This window comes from Bifidobacterium catulorum (assembly GCF_003129925.1).
Taxonomy (GTDB): Bacteria; Actinomycetota; Actinomycetes; order Actinomycetales; family Bifidobacteriaceae; genus Galliscardovia; species Galliscardovia catulorum.
In genome coordinates, this window is record NZ_QFFN01000016.1 from 26,103 (window position 1) to 44,762 (window position 18,660).

An 18,660-nucleotide genomic window follows, 5' to 3' on the forward strand; every position below is an offset into this window, starting at 1 on the left:
CTATGCCGGCTGCCCCGTCAGAGGGAGGTTCCGCCAAGAGGTCCACCTCCCCCTAAAGCCGTCCTACATCGGCAGCGTGGATTCGCGCTGCACCAGACGGCACGAAATATATTCCACACCGTGGTGGGGGCGCCCGTTGATGGCGTCGAGCAGCGCACGGGCCGCCACATGCCCCATCTCCTCGGAACAATTATCGATGCTGGTCAACGGCGGATCGGCATCCGGCGCCAACAGCTGACGATTATCGTGGCCGATCACCGCCACCTGCGACGGAATGGCGAGGCTGCGCTCCCTCAGCACATCCATGCAGCCGCGGGCGATGCCATCGGACTGGCAGATCACCGCATCAAAATCAACGCCCTGATCAAGCAGTAGTCTTGTGGCAGCGCGCCCCCACGACTCCGTCCACTCCGAGAAACGCACCGGTCCGGCCGGCTCCAATCCGGCCTCATGCAGGGCCTTCAACGCGCCGTCCAAACGGGCCTTGGCCGCACTCGGCGAGCCCAGCAGCAGATTATGGGCGTTCGGTTTGGTATTGCTGCCGCCGATGATCGCGATCTTGCGTTTGCCGCACGACAGCAGATGCTCGACCGCCATCGCGCCGGCCTCCACGTTGTCGCACACGATCGAACAGTCGCTTTCGTCATCAGACGGCGCATACACATACACCACCGGAACGTGATTCGGCACGGTCAGATGCGGCCTCGTATCGGTTTCGTCACCCACGATCAGCAGACCGTCGACGTTGCGCGACAGCAGAAACTCCAGATGCTTGTGCTCCAGCAGCGCATCCCCCCGCGCATTGCACAGCAGCACGGTGTTGGACGTCACGCCGAGCTCGTCCTCCGCGCCGAGCAGGATGGGCGTGCAGAACCGGCCGGTCAGATCCGACGTGATCACGCCGATCGAATTGGTCCGTCCGGAGATCAACGACTGCGCCTGGGAATTCGGCACGTATGACAGCTTCTCCGCCGCGGCGATCACCCTCCTTCTGGTGGCATCGCTCACGCGGGGCTGATTGTTCAAGGCCTTGGATGCCGTAGCCAGCGAAACCTCGGCCATGGCCGCCACTTCGGCGAGGGTGGTCTTACGCTGTACTTGATTGGGTGATTCTACTGCTGTCATTCCCATACTTTCTTATCTCAGGTATCAACGTCATTGTAAAGGACCGCTGCTGACGGCATTCATTACGACGCATTGTTTTTCGCGGTTTTCACCACCCGTCGACGGCACTGGCGAAGGCACGGGGAGTATGCGCTTCGGGGCTGTCGTGCGGGATGGTTCCGGAGTCGGGCGGGCTTTGAGGACCGTAAGACGATTCCAAAAATAAACCGATGCGAAAATGCGAAAACAATGATATCAATCTTTTTTGAATAAGACATCAATTTCAGTGTTTTTGATTTGCGAAAAGGTATTCGCATAGTGTATATTTTTTCGCTAGTGAATCGGATTCGACGAAGGAAGTCGGTGGGTCCGGTTCGCGGAAGTTCCTTGTTGGGGCACAGACCGGCGGATATCGGACTCGCAAGTCCGATGTCCGCGGGTTTTGGCTCGTCATGGAGAAAACATCGATTAAAGGAGAATCGCAGTGAAGCGACCACAACATAGAATCACCGTGGGGAAGAGCCGTTCGTTGGCGACGGCGACCGCGGTGCTGTTGTCCGCGGCGATGATATTGCCGTCCGGGGCCGCATGGGCGGCGGGGGACGACGACTCTTCCGCGGTCACGGCTGCCGCGGCCACGTCGTCACAGGCGTGCACCCCGCCGGTCGACGCCGATGAATCCGCGGCGACACAGACACCCGCGCAGAAGGCGCGACTGACGGCATCGGCCACCTCAAGCTGGAACAACCTCGACGCGGTGCGTGACGGCAAGTCCGTGTTCGTCAAGGGGAACAACAACGAAGTCTGGGGCACATATGCCTCGGCGAATCGTCCCGCCCAGCAATGGCTGCAATATCAGTGGGCCGGAGAGGTCACACTGACCGGCGTCGGCATCTCCTTCTGGCATGACAACGAATCCGACACGGCGGGCGACGGCGTGGCCGTGCCGCAATCATGGAAGCTGCAAAGCTCCACTGACGGCAAGACGTGGGGCGATGTCGAACTCAAGAACGGTTCCGCATACACTCGCGAAAAGACCAAGACGAACAACGTCGAGTTCAAAGCCCCGGTCAAGGCGCAGTACCTTCGTGCCGTGTTCGATGCGGCGACCGACGGCAAGACATATGCAGCCGTAGCTGTGAGCGAGTTCTCCGTGACCGCCGACGGCAATGTGCCGTCCGACACCAAGTCCGGCGTGTCCGTGCTGAAGTCGAACAGCTTCAACGTCGGCATCAGCCGCGAAACCGGCGCCATCTACAATCTTGGCAACGCCTCCGACGGTCCGGAATGCACGAACTACGTGATGAACCCGCAGACCAAGGCAGCCGGGGCGAAGTTCAATGTGGATGACTCCCGCTGGACCGGCGACATCGACACCTGGACCAACGGCAAGGCGCAGAACACCGGTCTCTCCGACCAGGGCCGCAACGTCGCCAAGAGCGCCGACGGCAACAGCGTGACCGTTTCCTATGATTCCACGAAGACCGAAGGCCGCACCGGCGCCATCAAGGATTTCAACCTTACTGAGACGTACGCGCTCGGCGGCAACAACGGCGACGCGCTGAACTGGAACATCAAGGTGGACAACACCTCCGGCAAGCAGCTCACCATGGACGATCTGAGCCTGCCGATGCTGTTCAACTCGTGGTGGGATTCCTCCAGCCAGGACAACATCTACCAGCAGAACGTCTCCCGCCACGCCTTCGTAGCCAAGGACGGCTCCTACATCTATTGGCAGCGTCCCTCCGGTACCGGCCCGTACCTGGTCATGGTTCCCAACGAAGGCACCTCGCTCGAATTCAAGGACAAGGCCAAGCCCGGCGAAGGCCCCTTCGCCGAAGTGGATCCGAGCTGGGAGGGTCTCGTCGAATTCGCCATCCATTCCAACCACATGCAGGACGCCCGCAAAGGCAAGATCGACGGCTACCTCGACGCCTCCAAGCTCACGCTCGACGCCGGGAAGTCCGCCAGCTACGGCTTCACGTTCCGCTGGGCCAAGGACTATAACGACCTGCACAACGTACTCTACGAATCCGGCGTGGTCGACGCCGTCTCCTACCCCGGGTACACCATCTCGCAGGATTCCAAGGCCACACTCGCCGTGCGAGCCAAGGATGGCGTGAAGTCCGTCGTCGCCGGCGGCGGCAAGGACACCAAGGCGGGCGCGGACGCCAAGATCACGAAGACCGGCACGAAGAACGGTTATGACATCTACGAAATCACGTTCCCGAGCATCGGCGAACAGTACGTGACCGTGAACTTCGGCAAGGACGGCTCGCGCAAGTCCGTCATCCAATACAACTCCATCAAGCCGCTGAATGAGGTCATCAAGACCCACTCGGACTTCCTGGCCAAGAACCAGCAGGCCAAGGATTCGAACAGGGGCTACAACGGCGCGTTCCTCCAGTGGAACATGGCCGCCGCCGAACTCGTGACGCGTTACAGCACCTCCATGCAGGGCCAGAGTGAATGGAACAAGCGCTGGATGGCCGGCGGCGCCGACGACCTCGGCCTGTCCCCGGCGGAGTTCCTCTCCGAGAAGAACGCCGACTCGCCCGACAAGACGCAGATTCAGGCGCTCGACTACTACATCGAGCACTTCCTGCTCGGCTACCTGCAGAACGAGCGCAAAAAGGACGCCGGCATCGCCTGCACGGGCGACGACTGCAACACTCGCACGTGGAACCTTTACCACTGGTACGACGGCACCGACGGTAAACGCCCCTCTGGTGCGTGGAACAGCGGCAACGTGGGCGAAGGCGGCGTGACCTGGCGTGTGATGAACGCACCCCACGTGTGGAACACGTACTACGCCATGTACCGCATCGCGAAGACCTACCCGGACATTGCCAACAAGACCATGAAGTTCAAGGCCGAGGAGTACCTCGACATGGCATACAACACCGCCAACGCGTTCTACAACCACGACCTCGACTACAAGGCCGCCTACCTTGACAACTCCGCGCGTGAGATGGGCGCGATGGGCGAAGGAACAATCCCCGAGATCATCGCCGCCCTGAAGTCCAATGGCAAGACCGACGAGGCCAACACGCTTACCAAGCACGCACAGGACAAGCTCAAGTACTTCCAGAGCAAGGACTACCCGTTCGCATCCGAGATGAGCATCGACACCACCGCGTTCGAATCCACGTACACGATGGCCAAGATGTTCGGCGACACCGCCCTGCAGAAGAAGACCACGCTCGCCTCCCTTTCCGCACGTGGTACGCAGCCGCTGTGGTACTACAACGGCGGCGACAACCGCCACATGGGCGAATCCTGGTGGAACCTCGGCTACGAAACCCAGCTGGGTGCCTGGCAGCAGCAGGACTACCTGCAGAACGCCGATGTCTCCGCGGCCGGATTCGATGCCGATGAGCTCATGCGTTCCACCTACGGCGCGTATATGGCCGGCTGGTCCAACATCAACATGGGTCAGATCAGCGACGACCAGCGCAACACAGGTGCCGCCGCATGGCAGTACCAGTCCGAAGGCGGCAACACCACCGCTGCCGGGGCGTACAGCATGATTCCGGTGCGGAACCACTGGTGGATGTGGAGCGGCGAGGCTGACCTCGGCTTCTGGGGCGCCCTGCGCACCGCCTCCGTGAACGTCGTCAACGACAAGATCATCGGCACATACGCCTACGGTGCCGATCTCTCGCAGGACGGTGGCGCCACCACCATCACCCCGAAGGACGGCGTGCAGCAGAGGGCCACGTTCTACAACCTCGGCAAGTTCGGTTTCGACGTGACCGGTGCGCAGTACACCAAGGCCACCGTGGCCGACGACCGCACCAGCGTTGATATGAAGCTGGCCGCGGATACCAAGGCCAACGCCGTCGTCGCCGTGCGTAATATGGCCGACGGTACGTATGAGGCCAAGCTCGACGGCAAGAAGATCGCCGACGTGACGGTCAAGAACGGTGCCGCCAGCGTCTCCGTGGCGCTCGCCGGAGACGACGCCGAACATCTGTTCAGCATCGCCAAGCCCGGCAATGCCGGGAACAATGGCTCCGGTAATGGGAATCAGGGTTCCAACGGCAACGGCTCGAACGGCAATGGTTCCAATGGAAACAATGGTTCCAACGGTTCGAACGGTAACAACGGTTCGAACGGTAACAATGGCAACAACGGTTCCAACGGTGGCAATGGTTCCAATGGTTCCAATGGAAATCAGGGTTCCAACGGTTCGAACGGTAACAATGGTAACAATGGTTCCAACGGTGGCAATGGTTCCAACGGTTCCAGTGGGAACACCGGCTCCGGTAACGGCAACCAGGGCTCCAATGTGAACCAGGGCTCGAACGGCAGCAATGGTTCCAACGGACCCTCTTCCAGTGATGAGGCCGGTGCGCAGGCTGCACCGTCGTCACTGTCCAAGACAGGCTCCGCCGTCATCGGAATCGCCGTGGTAGCGATACTGTCCGCCGCCGCGGGCCTGATTCTGGCCATTCGTCGGCATCGGGCATAATCGGCGGTTAGCTGATTGACGCATTGAGTATTCAACACGACCCGGCCCACGCAGCCGCATATCATCATGGTATGCGGTGTTGCGTGGCCGGGTCGTGTCGCGCCACGGGGAAGATAAGGCGTTTGCCGATGTTATGAGACCGGCGGACATGTGGTTGCGAATCGGTAAAAAACGGTGAATCGCAGTGTGGTGGCGTCGTACGGACGGTGATGAGGTGATACCGTCGATATCGGTATGCACACGATGAGCACGGTGACGTGCGGGTGCCTGACAATGAGGAGGCATGTATGGCCAGGCGTAGGAACGGCAGCGGTATGAATCGCAGCGGCGTAAGCGGCGGACTCGGCGCTCTGATGAGAAGCGCGGCGATCACCGGCGGCGTGGCCGCGGGCATCGGCGCGTGGGCGCTGGCCCCGCGGTCGATCATCGAATCCCGGCGCAACAAGGTGCCGGCCATCCCACGCGTGAAATACGCGCACCGTGGTCTGCACGACGCCGGCTCCGGACTGTCGGTCGGCACGGTGAACGAGCGTTGCGCCTACGTCGACCTCGCACGACGCTGCGCCATCAAGGCCGGGTACGCCGACGAATCGTTCGCGGGTCCCGTGGCACCCGAGAATTCTCTGGCGTCGTTCGCGGCGGCATGCGTGGCCGGATACGGCATCGAACTCGATCTGCAACTCACTCGCGACGGTCAGGTTGTGGTCGTGCACGACTCCGATCTCAAACGTGTGGCCGGCGACCCCCGGAAAATCAAGGATCTGACGTATGAGGAACTGAAGAACATCCCGCTGTTCCCCGCGCCGGCGAAGTCGGGCGACGCCGTGGCCGTGACGCGAGGCGACGGCAAATGGGACGAGAGGCCGGAGGGCTACTATCAGCATGTGCCGCTGTTCTCCGACGTGTTGGACGTCGTCGGTGGCCGCGTGCCGCTGATCGTGGAATACAAGTTCGACCACTACGGCTGGGACGACGCCGCCGAGGAGCTCATGGAGAAGGGCGACGCCCTGCTGCAGGCCTATGCGGGCGCATACGTGGTCGAATCGTTCCATCCGGGCGCGGTGAACTGGTATCGCAAGCATCGTCCGTCGGTGAACCGCGGGCAGTTGGCCGAAAACGTGGCTTTCGGCAAAAGCGACTGGCGGGAATGGATGTGCGGACTGCTGGCGTTCAACTGGCTCGGCCGGCCGGATTTCGTGGCGTACGACTGGCGTGGCGGCGACCTTCCGCAGGTTCGTTTCGCCCGTAAGCTCGGCGCTAAAACCGTGTCGTGGACGGTGCGGAGTTCGTTGGAATTCCAACGGTCCGGAGAATACTTCGACTATATGATCTTCGAATCGTTCGTGCCGGGGATCTAGGCGGGACGTCGGTTGTCGGTCGCGTGGCGGCGTATGGTGGGTGATGCGCCGCCACGCGGTTTCGAGGGACGATCGGTGGATGGATCGCGTGATACGTCCGCCGAAACAAGGCCGTCGTCCGTCGTCCGTCGTCCGACTGGCCGGTTTATTGGCGTCGGTTGACGGTTTTGCTCCGTTTATTTGTGATATGGTTCGCCGGCGTTGATTTTGTATGCGCGATAGATCTGTTCGAGCAGCACCATGCGCATGAGCTGATGGGGGAACGTCATCTTCGAAAAACTGAGCCGGTAGTTCGCGCGTCGTAGAATCGCGTCGTCGAGGCCGATGGAACCGCCGATGACGAATTGGATATGACTGGTGCCATGCAGGCCGAGGTCGTTGATGGTGGCGGCGAACTGTTCGGACGACAGCTGCCGTCCGTCGATGGCGAGGGCGATGACATAGGCGTCGTCGCGCAGGTGTTTGGCGATGCGTTCGCCTTCTTTGGATTTGATGAGGCGTTCGACGCCGTCGCTGGCGTGTTCCGGGGTCTTCTCATCGGTCACTTCGATGACGTTGAGTTTGCAGTAGCGGCCGAGGCGTTTGGCGTATTCGGCGATGCCGTCACGTAGATAGCGTTCCTTGATTTTTCCCACGCCGATGATGTCGATTCGCATGGATGCAAGTGTAGCGGATGGTGAGGTGTAGGGCGTGGTGTGAGATGTAGGTGCTGCGTGGGGTATGGACGCGTGCGGTGTGAGGCCGAAGTGCGTTGTGTGGCGTTGTGTGTTGGGCTTTGCCGTGTGTGTTGGATTTTGGGTTGTGTGTTGGGAACACAATCGTTGCAATTTCAACGATTGTGTTTTTTGGGGTCCAACACGTAACGTGAAGTCCAGCACGTAGCGGTGTGGTTTCGAGGCGCAGAGGGCGTAGGCGTACAAAGGTACGTCGAGCCTTGTGTGGGGTTTTTGATTTGTGTGGAGTTGATTAATGTGTGTGTCTTCAAGGCGTGGGACACGAAGGCGTACGAGGGTGCGTCGGGTTTTGCCTAATGGTTGTGGTGTCGGCTGACGTGTGCGGTTTCGAGGCGCAGAGGGCGAAGGCGTACGAGGGTACGTCGAGCCCTCTGCAACGTGGAAAACGCTCCGTCAGTCGACAACACCGTAGAGGCGATCGCCGGCGTCGCCCAACCCCGGCACAATATACGCTTTCTCGTTGAGGTGGTCGTCGACTGCGGCGACGACGACTTTGAAGTTGATGGAGGGGTCGACTTCCTGTTCGAGGCGTTTGAGTCCTTCGGGGGCGGCGAGGATGTCGATGCAGGTGATTTCGCGGGCGCCGCGTTCGGCGAGGTAGTGGATGGCGTCGATCATGGTGCCGCCGGTGGCGAGCATGGGGTCGACGAGGAAGACGTGGCGGCCGGAGAGATTGTCGGGGAGACGGTTGGCGTAGGTGATGATGTTGAGGGTTTCCTCGTCTCGTTTCATGCCGAGGAAGCCGACTTCGGCGGTGGGGATCATCTTGGCCATGCCGTCGAGCATACCGAGTCCGGCGCGCAGGATGGGGACGATGATGGGTCGCGGGGCGGCGAGCTGTTTGCCGACCATGGGGGCGACGGGTGTTTCGATGGGCTTGTCTTCGACGAGGATGTCGCGTGTGGCCTCGTATGCCTCAAGCATGACGATTTCGGTGACGAGCTCGCGGAAGGTGGCGGACGGGGTGTTCTTGTCTCGCAGCACGGTGAGTTTATGGTCCACCAGCGGATGGGAGACGACGTGAAGTTCCATAGTCATAGTGCCCAGCTTAATGGGTGATGTGGTGCGTACACGCGGCCTACCGTGGTCGGAATGCGACTTTTGTGGCGTTTGTCTGCTGATATTCGTGATGATGGGGCGGATGCGGGATGGGGAACGCGTTCCTTGTGTTGGCCGGAACCGTCAGAACCGCCGTGTTGGGTAGAGTTGGGCGCATGTATGGCGAATATCGACGGATGATGGACGAGGCGTTGGCGTTGGCGGCGGAGGCCGCTGGGCATGGCGACGTGCCGGTGGGGGCCGTGGTGGTGGATGCGGCCGGCCGGGTTGTGGGTCGGGGTCGGAACCGTCGTGAGGAAGGCGGCGATCCGCTGGCCCATGCGGAGGTGTTGGCGATGCGTGAGGCGGCAGCGCTGCGCGGAGGCTGGAATCTGAGCGATTGCACGCTGGTTGTGACGTTGGAGCCGTGTCCGATGTGTGCGGGCGCGGTGTTGACGGCGCATGTGGGGCGTGTGGTGCTCGGTGCGTGGGATGCGAAGCTGGGGGCGTGCGGCTCGGTGTGGGATGTGCTGCGCGACCCGCATGTGGGGGCGATGCCCGAGGTGGTGGGCGATGTGCGCGAGTCCGAATGCCGTGCGCTGCTGACGGACTTCTTCGCCAGCCGGCGCTGATGGGGTGGCAAAGATGAGCGGAGGTGATGCGTCCCGCCGCCGTACGGCCGGTCATCTGCCCGTTACACCGGTAACGATTCCGAAATCATGAGGCAACGCGATTCGTGGAATCGACGCGTATGTTGTGATTGCAACGGACGGCGAGGGGATGCTGATGCCGCCGTCCGTCACACGTGAGGGGAGATGATCGCGATGGATGAGTTGACGATGAGCCGCATCGATATCCTCCGACTGCTGTCGGATGGTTTCTTCGCATGGGCCGACGAATCCGAAGATTCCTCTCGTATGGAGGAGTAGGGCCTGCCAGGCCGTTTGCACACTTGCCGCCTTTCGACGTCCGCTGCACGAGTTCGTCGAGGGGCGGCATGCTTTTTCCGCGGTGCTCGGCGTCGGACCCGAGGTGCGGGGGCCTGCCCGAATTACGGGACGAAGCCGTGTGAAACCGCCTATATTGTTGGTGCGGCACCCTAAGATAAGCCCCATGGATCAGAAAGACGTTCTCAGGAATCTGCAGCGCGACCATGCCGAGGAGCTCAAGCTCGCAGCGAAGCGGCTCAAGGGCACCGCGCGGCACACACGCATCATCGAATCCCCCGCGCTGTCGGCAATGACCGGCCACAAGGTCCTGCTCAAGCCGGAGAACCTGCAGGTCACCGGATCGTTCAAGATCCGCGGCGCATACAACAAGATCGCCTCGCTTTCCGAAGAGGAGCTGGCCCGCGGCATCGTCACCGCATCCGCCGGCAACCATGCGCAGGGCGTGGCCTATGCCGCCCGCGAACGTGGCGCCAAGGCCACCATCTGCATGCCGCAGATCACCCCGCCGCTCAAGGTGGACGCCACCAAGGCGTATGGTGCCGACGTGGTGCTGTACGGCGACGTGTTCGACGAGGCCGCTGCCAAAGCCCGCGAACTGAGCGAAACCGAGGGCATGATCTACGTGCCGCCGTTCGACGACTATGAGGTGCTGTGCGGCCAGGGCACCATCGGCCTGGAGATCCTCGACGACGTCCCCGATGTGACCGACGTGGTCGTACCGCTTGGCGGCGGCGGTCTCGGCGCCGGCGTGGCGCTCGCCATCAAGACGTTCCGTCCCGAAGTGCGTGTGATCGGCGCCATCCCCGAGGGCAGCCCCGCGTTCCTCAACTCGTTCCGCGCCGGCCGTGTGGTCGAGGCCGATCAGGTGATGACCTCCGCCGAAGGCGTGGCCGTGAAGCATCCGGGCGATCTGACGTTCGCGCTGCTCAACGAGTTCCTCGACGACTTGGTCACCGTGACCGAACGCGACATCAACGAGATGATCCTGCTCATGCTCGAGAAGCACAAGCTCGTGGTGGAGGGTGCCGGCGCCGTCTCACTCGCCGCGCTCGAACACCTCAACCTGCGTTCGCGCAAATTCGCCGCCGCTCCCGGACCGCATGTGGTCGTGCCGATCGTCTCCGGCGGCAACATCGACACCGTGACCATGGGCGCCGTGATCCAGAAAGGCATGATCGCCCGCGGCCGCATCATGAACTTCGAGGTCGATCTGCCTGATACGCCGGGCCAGCTGGTCAAGGTGGCCACGTTGCTGGCCGCGCATCGCGCTAACGTCATCGCATTGGACCACGACCAGTTCAAGGCATCGAACCACTATACGAACGCCGTCGCGCTCGGCGTCACCGTGGAGACGAACGGCCCCGATCACATCGACGAGATCCTCGCCGCCCTGCGCGAGGCCGGATTCCAGCCCCGTCGCGTGTACTGACGTACCGTTGCGTGCCCCAACCGGTATCCCCGGTTCGGGCACGATTCATTTGGTTGGCGTGTCGTGCGGGCGGTATCGTCGTGAATTGTCAACGATGGTGTATGCCGAGGCCACTGCTATGGGGACATGAGGAATATGTATCAACGATGATGGATGTTCCTGCACATACAACGATATGAGTGGTATTTAGCGATGATGACGTTGAATGGGCCTCTACGGTACAACGTCGTGTCTTCAGCATGGCCCTATTGTGCTTCATTCTATGGGAAATGATTTGGAAGCGGAGGAATTGAGCATCTATCATTGTTATGATTTATTGAAATGGTATAAAAAATACCACTTTTTATATTTATGGCTGGTGGTGATGAAGCATGCGTCTTATTACGCTTGTCATGGATGGCGTACGCAATGTCGGTCACGGCATCATTGACTTTGAGGATCTTGACTCCCGTGGATCCGTCACCGGTATCTATGGTCAAAATGGTTCTGGAAAAACATCGGTTATCGACGTCATTGATTGTCTTCGTCATCTTCTCGCCGGGGCCAAACTCCCTGAAGGCAGTGCCGATATCGTGAACGCGGGGACGGGGAAAGCCTCCATTACCGCGGTTTTTCGCATGGATGCACCCCGTCAGGAAAAGTCATGTGAAAAAGATGAGGGTGGCAGCGACGGTCCCCGCCACGAGTATCAGTATGTTGAGTACTCGGTAAATCTTGAACGTCACCCCGGAGGCTTTGCCAAAGTCGCGCGGGAGGCGCTGCGCGCAGGAGATTCCCGTAGTAGTCTCGGCTCGCCTATCATCGTCCATGAAAATGGCGCGGGCAAAGCCGCAGTGCGACTTCCCCAGTATGCATGGCGCTCTATGCTCGGTATCGCTGACATTGCGCGTGATGTGGATTTCGTCGAGCGTGCCGAGCAATTCCAAGGCATGTCTTTCCTGTTTCTTCCCCACGCAAAGCTGGATGAGCATAATCAGGATATTCCACTGCTTGAAGCGTTGTCCGATAGGGCCTTGCAGAAAGAGCGTCTTGCGGCTTCCACACGAAAACTGCTAGAGACCAAGGTTTACGCTTTGACGCGGGGGATGAGACGTCTGGTGCAGTATGCACGAACGGATATCTTCATCTCCACGACACGTCGTAGCGCGTTGGCGAGCTATCAATACGTTCCGATTATGGATGATGCAACAGGCGGGTCGATCCGATTCGATCTGCTTGAACCCAACATCATGTCGACTGTCAACGTGGAGAAGCTCTGCGACATCATCGCCACCTACAACACCATGCTGCCAAGCCTGATTCCCGGTCTGCAGCTGGAACTTCGTAAGTCCGCAGCTCCGGCCGATGAACAGGGGCGACCGCGAGTCCAGGTCGAACTCATGTCTACGCGAGGTGGCCCGCATATACCGTTCCGGTGCGAGTCCGAAGGCATTATCCGTATCACCGGTCTGTTGGCATTCTTCATCCACGCCTACAACGATTCGAATGCAATGGTCGCCATCGATGAGATCGATTCCGGCGTATTCGAGCAGCTGTTGGGTGACATGCTCTTGCAGATCGCATCGGGCATCAAAGGGCAGTTGGTATTCACGGCCCATAATCTTCGGGCGTTGGAGGTACTGCCCTCGGAATGCATTCGCTTTACGGTCACCGATTCCAGCAATCGATTCGTTCCGGCACCGAAGCTTAAGCCCACCAACAACCCGCGCAAGGTATATCTTTCCGATGTGCTGCTCGGATGGGACGGTCCCGATTTGTATGAGGCGCCGAAGGCTCGTATGTTCGCCAACGCGTTATACCGAGCCGGGCATCCCCGGCTCCGGGAGTCGACTGTGCATGACAACACGGTTGAGGCAAACGTTGGACGGAGTGAATGATGGCCAGACGTCGTACACTGCTGCTGCTTGTTGAGGGGACGAGCGATGCCAATGCATTGGCGGCCCCGCTGCAGAATCTATTCGATAATGCGGTCATCGGTGATCAGGAGGTGCATTGCGATGTGATGACCGCCAGGCTTTTTCCCGAACCGTTCCGAGACAAGCATGGGTTTGTGCCGGGTCGGGATGTGACGGTCACCGTCGGTAAGCTTGTCGATGAGTATATTGCGGCCGATAGGCAGGTGACCGATTTGGGGTGGATAGCCCATATCACCGATTTGGACGGGGCGTATGTACCGGATTCCGCGGTCATTGAGGACTCTGGTATGGATGACCGCGAGTACGGTCTGAATCAGATTCGTGTGAAAAACCGGGATCGGGCTTTGGAGGTCGCCGAGGAAAAATGCCGATGCACCGACATGTTGGTTAATTGGTCCGACGGATATCGGCGTCGAATCAAGGAAACGCAGGACTGGTTGGTGCCGTACCGGCTTTTCTATATGAGTCGTAATTTGGAGCATGCCCTTCATGATGATGTCGGAAGCCTTGAAGCCGACCAGAAAGAAGGCAAGGCCGCTGATTTTGCATTCGCTTACCAGAACGACGCGGACGGCTTTCGGGCCAAACTGGACGAGCTGGCACAGTTGCACGGCAGTATGCCTGATTGGCGCAGTTCATGGGATTATGCCAGAGATAGATCCAGCTTCCACAGTCTGGAACGAGGCAGCAATCTCAAATGGATTGAAGAATTCCTGCAAAGCCATGCGGCCGGCCCTGTACCGCGAAGGAGGCGGCAACGACGGTAATGGCAGCGGAAAGAGTCGTTGCCTGGTCGGCGTGACGCGGTTTGCCGGCTACGTAGTCGGCACGTGATGTTCATCGTGCGGCGTCGCGTGGTTCATTTTTCCTCCGTGTCGTGTTGCGATTGCGGCGATAGCGTGGATTTCGTATGGCGGAATATACCGTCTACGAAATCGACAGGGGAAGAATATGAAACGGTTCGCAGCACGACTTCAGGGAGGACTGTTGGCGGCATCAATGCTGTTCGCCGCCGCGGTCGTCCCCGCACAGGCGGCGTCGGCCGCCGATGCGGCGACCGGCGGGAACTGCGCCGGCGTCGTCATCAATGAGGCCTATCTCTCCGGAGGCAGCAATGGCGCGAAATACAAGAACAAGTTCATTGAACTGGCCAACACGACCGATGGCGACATCAGCCTCGACGGCGCCTCTCTGCAGTATCGTTCCGCATCGGGGACGGGCGCTGCCAACGGCATCGTCAATCTGACGGGCACCATCAAGGCCAAGGGATACTACGTCGTCAAGGCGAATTCCAACGGCGCGAACGGCGAGGAGCTGCCGAACGCCGATCTTGACGCCGAGAATCTGATGCCCAGCGGCACCAAGGGAACGCTGTTCCTCGCCGCGACGACCGACAAGCTCAGCCCGGCGGCCGGCGACACCACGCAGAACGCCGACATCGTCGATGCGCTCGGATACGGCGCGACCAACACGTTCGAGAAGGCCGCGGCGACCGCACCGAAGTCCAACACCGACGTGAAGTCGCTTGACCGCACGGACACCAAGGACACGAACGACAACAGCGCCGACTTCACACTCAGCGCCGACATCACGCCCGGTGCGGCCAACGTGACCAACGGCGGCTCCCAGCCGACCCCGCCTGATCCGACGCCGTCCGAAGACAAGACCATCGCCGAGATTCAGGGAACCGGCGACGCCAGCCCGCTCGTCGACAAGACCGTGAGCACCAAGGGCGTCGTCACCGCCACCTACCCGGACGGCGGCTTCAACGGTTACACCATCCAGACGCCGGCCACCGGCGGCAGCGTGGACCTCGCCAAGCACACGGCGTCCGACGGCCTGTTCGTGTACGACGCCACGAACGCCAAGACCCTCAAGGCCGGAGACTACGTGGAGGTGAGCGGCAAGGTCAGCGAATACTACGGCCTGACCGAGCTCAACGCCACGAAGGCCACCAAGCTCACCGACAAGGTCGAGGCGCCCGCACCGGCCCAGGTCGCGTTCCCGAAGACCGACGCGCAGCGTGAGACGCTGGAAAGCATGCTGGTGGAACCGCAGGGCGACTACACCGTCTCCGACGTCTACAACACCAACAAGTACGGCGAGATCGGACTGGCGGCCGCCAACAAGCCGTTCCTCAACCCGACCGTCAAGGGCCTCAAGGGCGACGCCAAGACCGGTGCCGCATATCAGGCCGAGGTCGACCGCCTGGAGGCCGAGAGCGTGACGCTCGACGACGGCTCCAGCCGCAACTTCCTCGACACGAAGTACCCGACGAATGCCGACACGCCGCTGCCGTACCTGAGCAACGAGCAGCCCGTGCGCGTGGGCGAGAAGGTGACGTTCACCAAGCCGGTCGTGTTCGACTACCGCAATAACGCGTGGAAGTTCCAGCCGACGACCCGCCTGACCGGCGACAACGCCGATGCCCAGCCGGTGACGTTCTCCAACACCCGCACCGACACCCCGGACCTCAAGGCCGTGGGCGGCGACGTGAAGCTCGGCACCTTCAACGTGCTCAACTACTTCTCCACCACCGCCGACGAGACCGGCTGCGCGACGAGCAACGCCTACAACGACCGTGCGGGCAACCCCGTGACCGCGAGGAACTGCGACGTGCGCGGCGCCTGGAACAAGGAGAACATGGAACGTCAGCGCGCGAAGATCGTCAAGGCGATCAACAAGCTCGGCGCGGACGTGGTCTCCCTTGAGGAGATCGAGAACTCCGCCAAGGCCGCCAGCGTGGTGCCGAACGACTTCAAGGGCAACCGCCGCGACTACGCGCTCTCCACGCTGGTGGACGCGCTGAACGCCGAGGCCGGCGCCGGCACCTGGGCCTACGTGCCCAGCCCGAAGGACGTGCCCGCGCTCGATGTGGAGGACGTGATCCGCACGGCCTTCATCTACAAGCCCGCCAAGGTGGCGACCGTGGGCGAGACCCGCATCCTCACTGATTCCGACGCCTTCAACGGCAAGAACGGCTACGAGCACGGACGCCAGCCCGACGCGCAGGCGTTCAAGGCCAAGGACGCCGCCGACTCCGACGCGTTCCTCGTGGTGGCCAACCACTTCAAGTCGAAGGGTTCCGCCAGCAACGACCTGAACAAGGACCCGGGCGACGGATCCGGCAACGCCGACTACACGCGCCAGGCCCAGGCCTCCGAGCTGCTCAAGTTCACCGACACGGTGAAGAACGACCTCAAGCTCCAGAAGGTGTTCCTCGTGGGCGACTTCAACGCCTACTACGCCGAGCGTCCGATCCAGAAGATCGTGACGGAAGGCAAGTACACCGACCTGAGCGAACAGGTGAGCGAGAAGACCGGCAAGTACACGTACGCCTACACCGTGACCGACGACAAGGGCAACAGCAACGGCGGCGTCGGATCGCTCGACCACATCTTCGCCAACGAGGCGGCCCTCAAGGACGTCACCGGCGCCGACATCTGGAACATCAACTCCGTGGAATCCGTGGCGTTGGAATACTCGCGCTACAACTACAACGCGAAGAACCTGTACCAGCCCGACCAGTTCCGCGCCTCCGACCACGATCCGGTGGTCGTCGGCATCAAGACCACGGCCGGCGAGACCCCGGTTCCGCCCACGTTCAAGGACACCATCAAGGACGAAGGCACCGCCGTCTACCTCAAGAAGATCGACGTCGGCACCGACACCGTCACGCTCGGCTCCAAGAACACCAAGGACGCCGACATCTCCGGATGGTCGTTCCGTGACGACAAGGACTCCGCCGACCACATCTACACCGTGCCCGACGGCACCGTGATCAAGGCGGGCGGCGAAGCCGAGTTCAACCTCGACAAGCTCGCCGGCATCGGTCTCGGCAAGTCCGATCAGGTGCGCGTGTTCGACAAGTCCGGCAAGCAGATCCTCCAGTTCACCTGGAAGGGCGATGACGGCAAGGTCGTCTACGTGGCCAACACCGACGCCGACGGCATGGTCAAGCAGGGCGAGGGCGGCGGCACCGACCAGCCGTCCGGCGACAAGATGACCGTTGACGCATGGCCCGGCCTCGACAAGGTGAAGGCCATCGACGGCGTGGACGAGTTCGGTGCGGGCAAGGCCACCGGCGAGCACACCGACGGCAACCTCTCCGGCTTGGCCTACCAGCCCGGCAAGGACGGCAAGCCCGGCACGCTGTGGGCCGCCGACAACGACCTCAACCCCACGCTCGGCATCACCGGGCCGAAGGGCGCCGGCTCCATCAACAAGTTCGTCTACGACGCGGCCACCGGCACGTGGAAGCAGGACACGAACGACGGATGGGGCTTCACCAAGGACGGCGTGGCGAAGGGCGGCAAGCAGCTGCACTTCAAGGACGGCAAGGGCGGCGTGGACTCCGAGGGCATCACGCTCATCGGCGGCGACCCGGCCAAGGGCGTGTTCATCGGTGCCGAACGCGACAACACCGACAAGAACAAGCCCCGTCCGTCCATCCTCCAGTACAACGTGAACGAGAAGACCACCGACACCAACGGTGACGGCGCCCAGGACCTCACCGCCGCGCACGAGTGGAACCTCGTCGCCGGCCTGAGCCAGTTCGGCGTGCAGCTCGCCGACGGCGACGACGCCAATCTCGGCGTCGAGGGCGTGGCGTTCATCCCGGATTCCGTGCTCACCGAGAAGAAGTTCAAGGTGAACGTGGACCCGAAGAACGTGCACGAATACAACCCCGACGGCTTCGGCAACAGCTACGGCGGCCTGTTCTTCGTGGCGCTGGAGAAGACCAACGCCATCTACGCCTTCGCGCTTCAGGCCACCAAGGACGGCCACGACAACGCCTTCCCGGTGGCGCAGATCACTCTGCCGGAAGCCGCCGCCAACGCCGGATACTCCGGCCCGCGCGACCTGGCATGGGACGCCGAACACGGTCGCCTGCTCGCCCAGGGCGACAACACCATCGGCGCCGACGAGAAGCCCACCAAGGCCATGCTCGCCACCTACGAGTTCAAGGACGGCACGCTGCAGCTGACCAAGCTGAACGACGAGCCGTCCGAGATCGCCGCAGGCAACAGCGAAGGCTTCGCCATCACGCCCGACGCCGAAGCGAAGACGGTCGAAGGAGGCAAGGCCGGCAAGACCTACAAGCCGGTGTTCTGGGCCGACGACGCCGTGACCGACGGCCACTCGCTGCGCATGGGCTACATCGAGGTCGGCGACGCCGGACAGCAGCCCGGCGGCAACACGAACCAGCCTGGCGGCAAGCCGAACCAGCCCGGTGGCAACACCACCGGCGGCCAGCAGAACAACAAGCCCGGCAACCAGCAGCCCGGCGGCAACAACGGTGCCAACAACGGTGCCAACGGTGGCCAGAACGGCAACGGAAACGCCGGCGCCAACGGTTCCGCCGCGTCGACGAGCAACGGCGGCACGCTGTCGAAGACCGGTGCGGCCATCGGCGGCATCGCCCTCGCCGTGATCGTGCTCGCGGGTGCCGGCGTGGCCCTCGCGATGCGCAAGCGCCGCTCGTAGTCACCCTCTATCGGTTCCCCTCCGTCGGGAGGGGAACCGGCGGTATGACCATCCATGACGACAGCCGACTATGTGGACGCAGACCGCGTCTACGTAGTCGGCTTTTATTGTTCATCTGACGTTATTTCCCTCGACGTATGCAGTTCGCATCTCGTTGCCGAGACGGACGT

The 18,660-nt window shown here is 61.5% G+C and carries 10 protein-coding genes; 7 read left to right on the forward strand and 3 right to left on the reverse strand.

The window, feature by feature from the left end; genetic code table 11:
• Positions 1–63: 63 nt before the first annotated feature.
• The gene (locus DF200_RS06640) at positions 64–1,125 is read right to left on the reverse strand and encodes a LacI family DNA-binding transcriptional regulator (RefSeq protein WP_109137501.1); all 1,062 of its coding nucleotides are present in this window, start codon (positions 1,123–1,125) and stop codon (positions 64–66) included.
• A gap of 490 nt (positions 1,126–1,615) precedes the next feature.
• Here DF200_RS06640 and DF200_RS06645 point away from each other — a divergent pair, with 490 nt between their 5' ends.
• A complete protein-coding gene (locus DF200_RS06645; protein WP_109137502.1) occupies positions 1,616–5,578 on the forward strand; it encodes a DUF5695 domain-containing protein in 3,963 nt (1,320 codons plus the stop codon).
• A gap of 314 nt (positions 5,579–5,892) precedes the next feature.
• Positions 5,893–6,936, forward strand: a complete 1,044-nt coding sequence (locus DF200_RS06650; RefSeq protein ID WP_109137503.1) for a glycerophosphodiester phosphodiesterase family protein — start codon at positions 5,893–5,895, stop codon at positions 6,934–6,936.
• Positions 6,937–7,112: 176 nt separating this feature from the next.
• Here the strand turns inward: DF200_RS06650 and rlmH are convergent, their stop codons facing one another.
• Together rlmH and upp are read right to left on the reverse strand one after the other, a co-directional pair.
• On the reverse strand, positions 7,113–7,592 hold the full coding sequence (rlmH, locus tag DF200_RS06655) for a 23S rRNA (pseudouridine(1915)-N(3))-methyltransferase RlmH (protein WP_109137504.1): 480 nt from the start codon (positions 7,590–7,592) through the stop codon (positions 7,113–7,115).
• 471 nt (positions 7,593–8,063) lie between these two features.
• Positions 8,064–8,702 carry a uracil phosphoribosyltransferase gene (gene upp, locus DF200_RS06660; RefSeq protein ID WP_109137505.1) on the reverse strand — a complete coding sequence of 213 codons (639 nt, stop codon included), beginning with the start codon at positions 8,700–8,702 and terminating at the stop codon, positions 8,064–8,066.
• Positions 8,703–8,884: 182 nt separating this feature from the next.
• Between upp and DF200_RS06665 the strand changes: the two genes are divergently transcribed.
• The 5 genes from DF200_RS06665 (at position 8,885) to DF200_RS11150 (ending at position 18,490) form a co-directional block, all read left to right on the forward strand.
• Positions 8,885–9,340, forward strand: coding sequence for a nucleoside deaminase (locus tag DF200_RS06665; RefSeq protein ID WP_241520170.1), 456 nt, complete (start codon positions 8,885–8,887; stop codon positions 9,338–9,340).
• Between the two features lie 481 nt (positions 9,341–9,821).
• Positions 9,822–11,087, forward strand: coding sequence for a threonine ammonia-lyase (ilvA, locus tag DF200_RS06670; protein ID WP_109137506.1), 1,266 nt, complete (start codon positions 9,822–9,824; stop codon positions 11,085–11,087).
• Positions 11,088–11,458: 371 nt separating this feature from the next.
• Positions 11,459–12,964, forward strand: a complete 1,506-nt coding sequence (locus tag DF200_RS06675) for an AAA family ATPase (RefSeq protein WP_109137507.1) — start codon at positions 11,459–11,461, stop codon at positions 12,962–12,964.
• The gene (locus tag DF200_RS06680; RefSeq protein ID WP_146192035.1) at positions 12,961–13,770 is read left to right on the forward strand and encodes a hypothetical protein; all 810 of its coding nucleotides are present in this window, start codon (positions 12,961–12,963) and stop codon (positions 13,768–13,770) included. The genes DF200_RS06675 and DF200_RS06680 overlap by 4 nt, the downstream gene beginning before the upstream one ends.
• Before the next feature lie 220 nt (positions 13,771–13,990).
• Positions 13,991–18,490, forward strand: coding sequence for an ExeM/NucH family extracellular endonuclease (locus tag DF200_RS11150; protein ID WP_241520171.1), 4,500 nt, complete (start codon positions 13,991–13,993; stop codon positions 18,488–18,490).
• Positions 18,491–18,660: the final 170 nt, after the last annotated feature.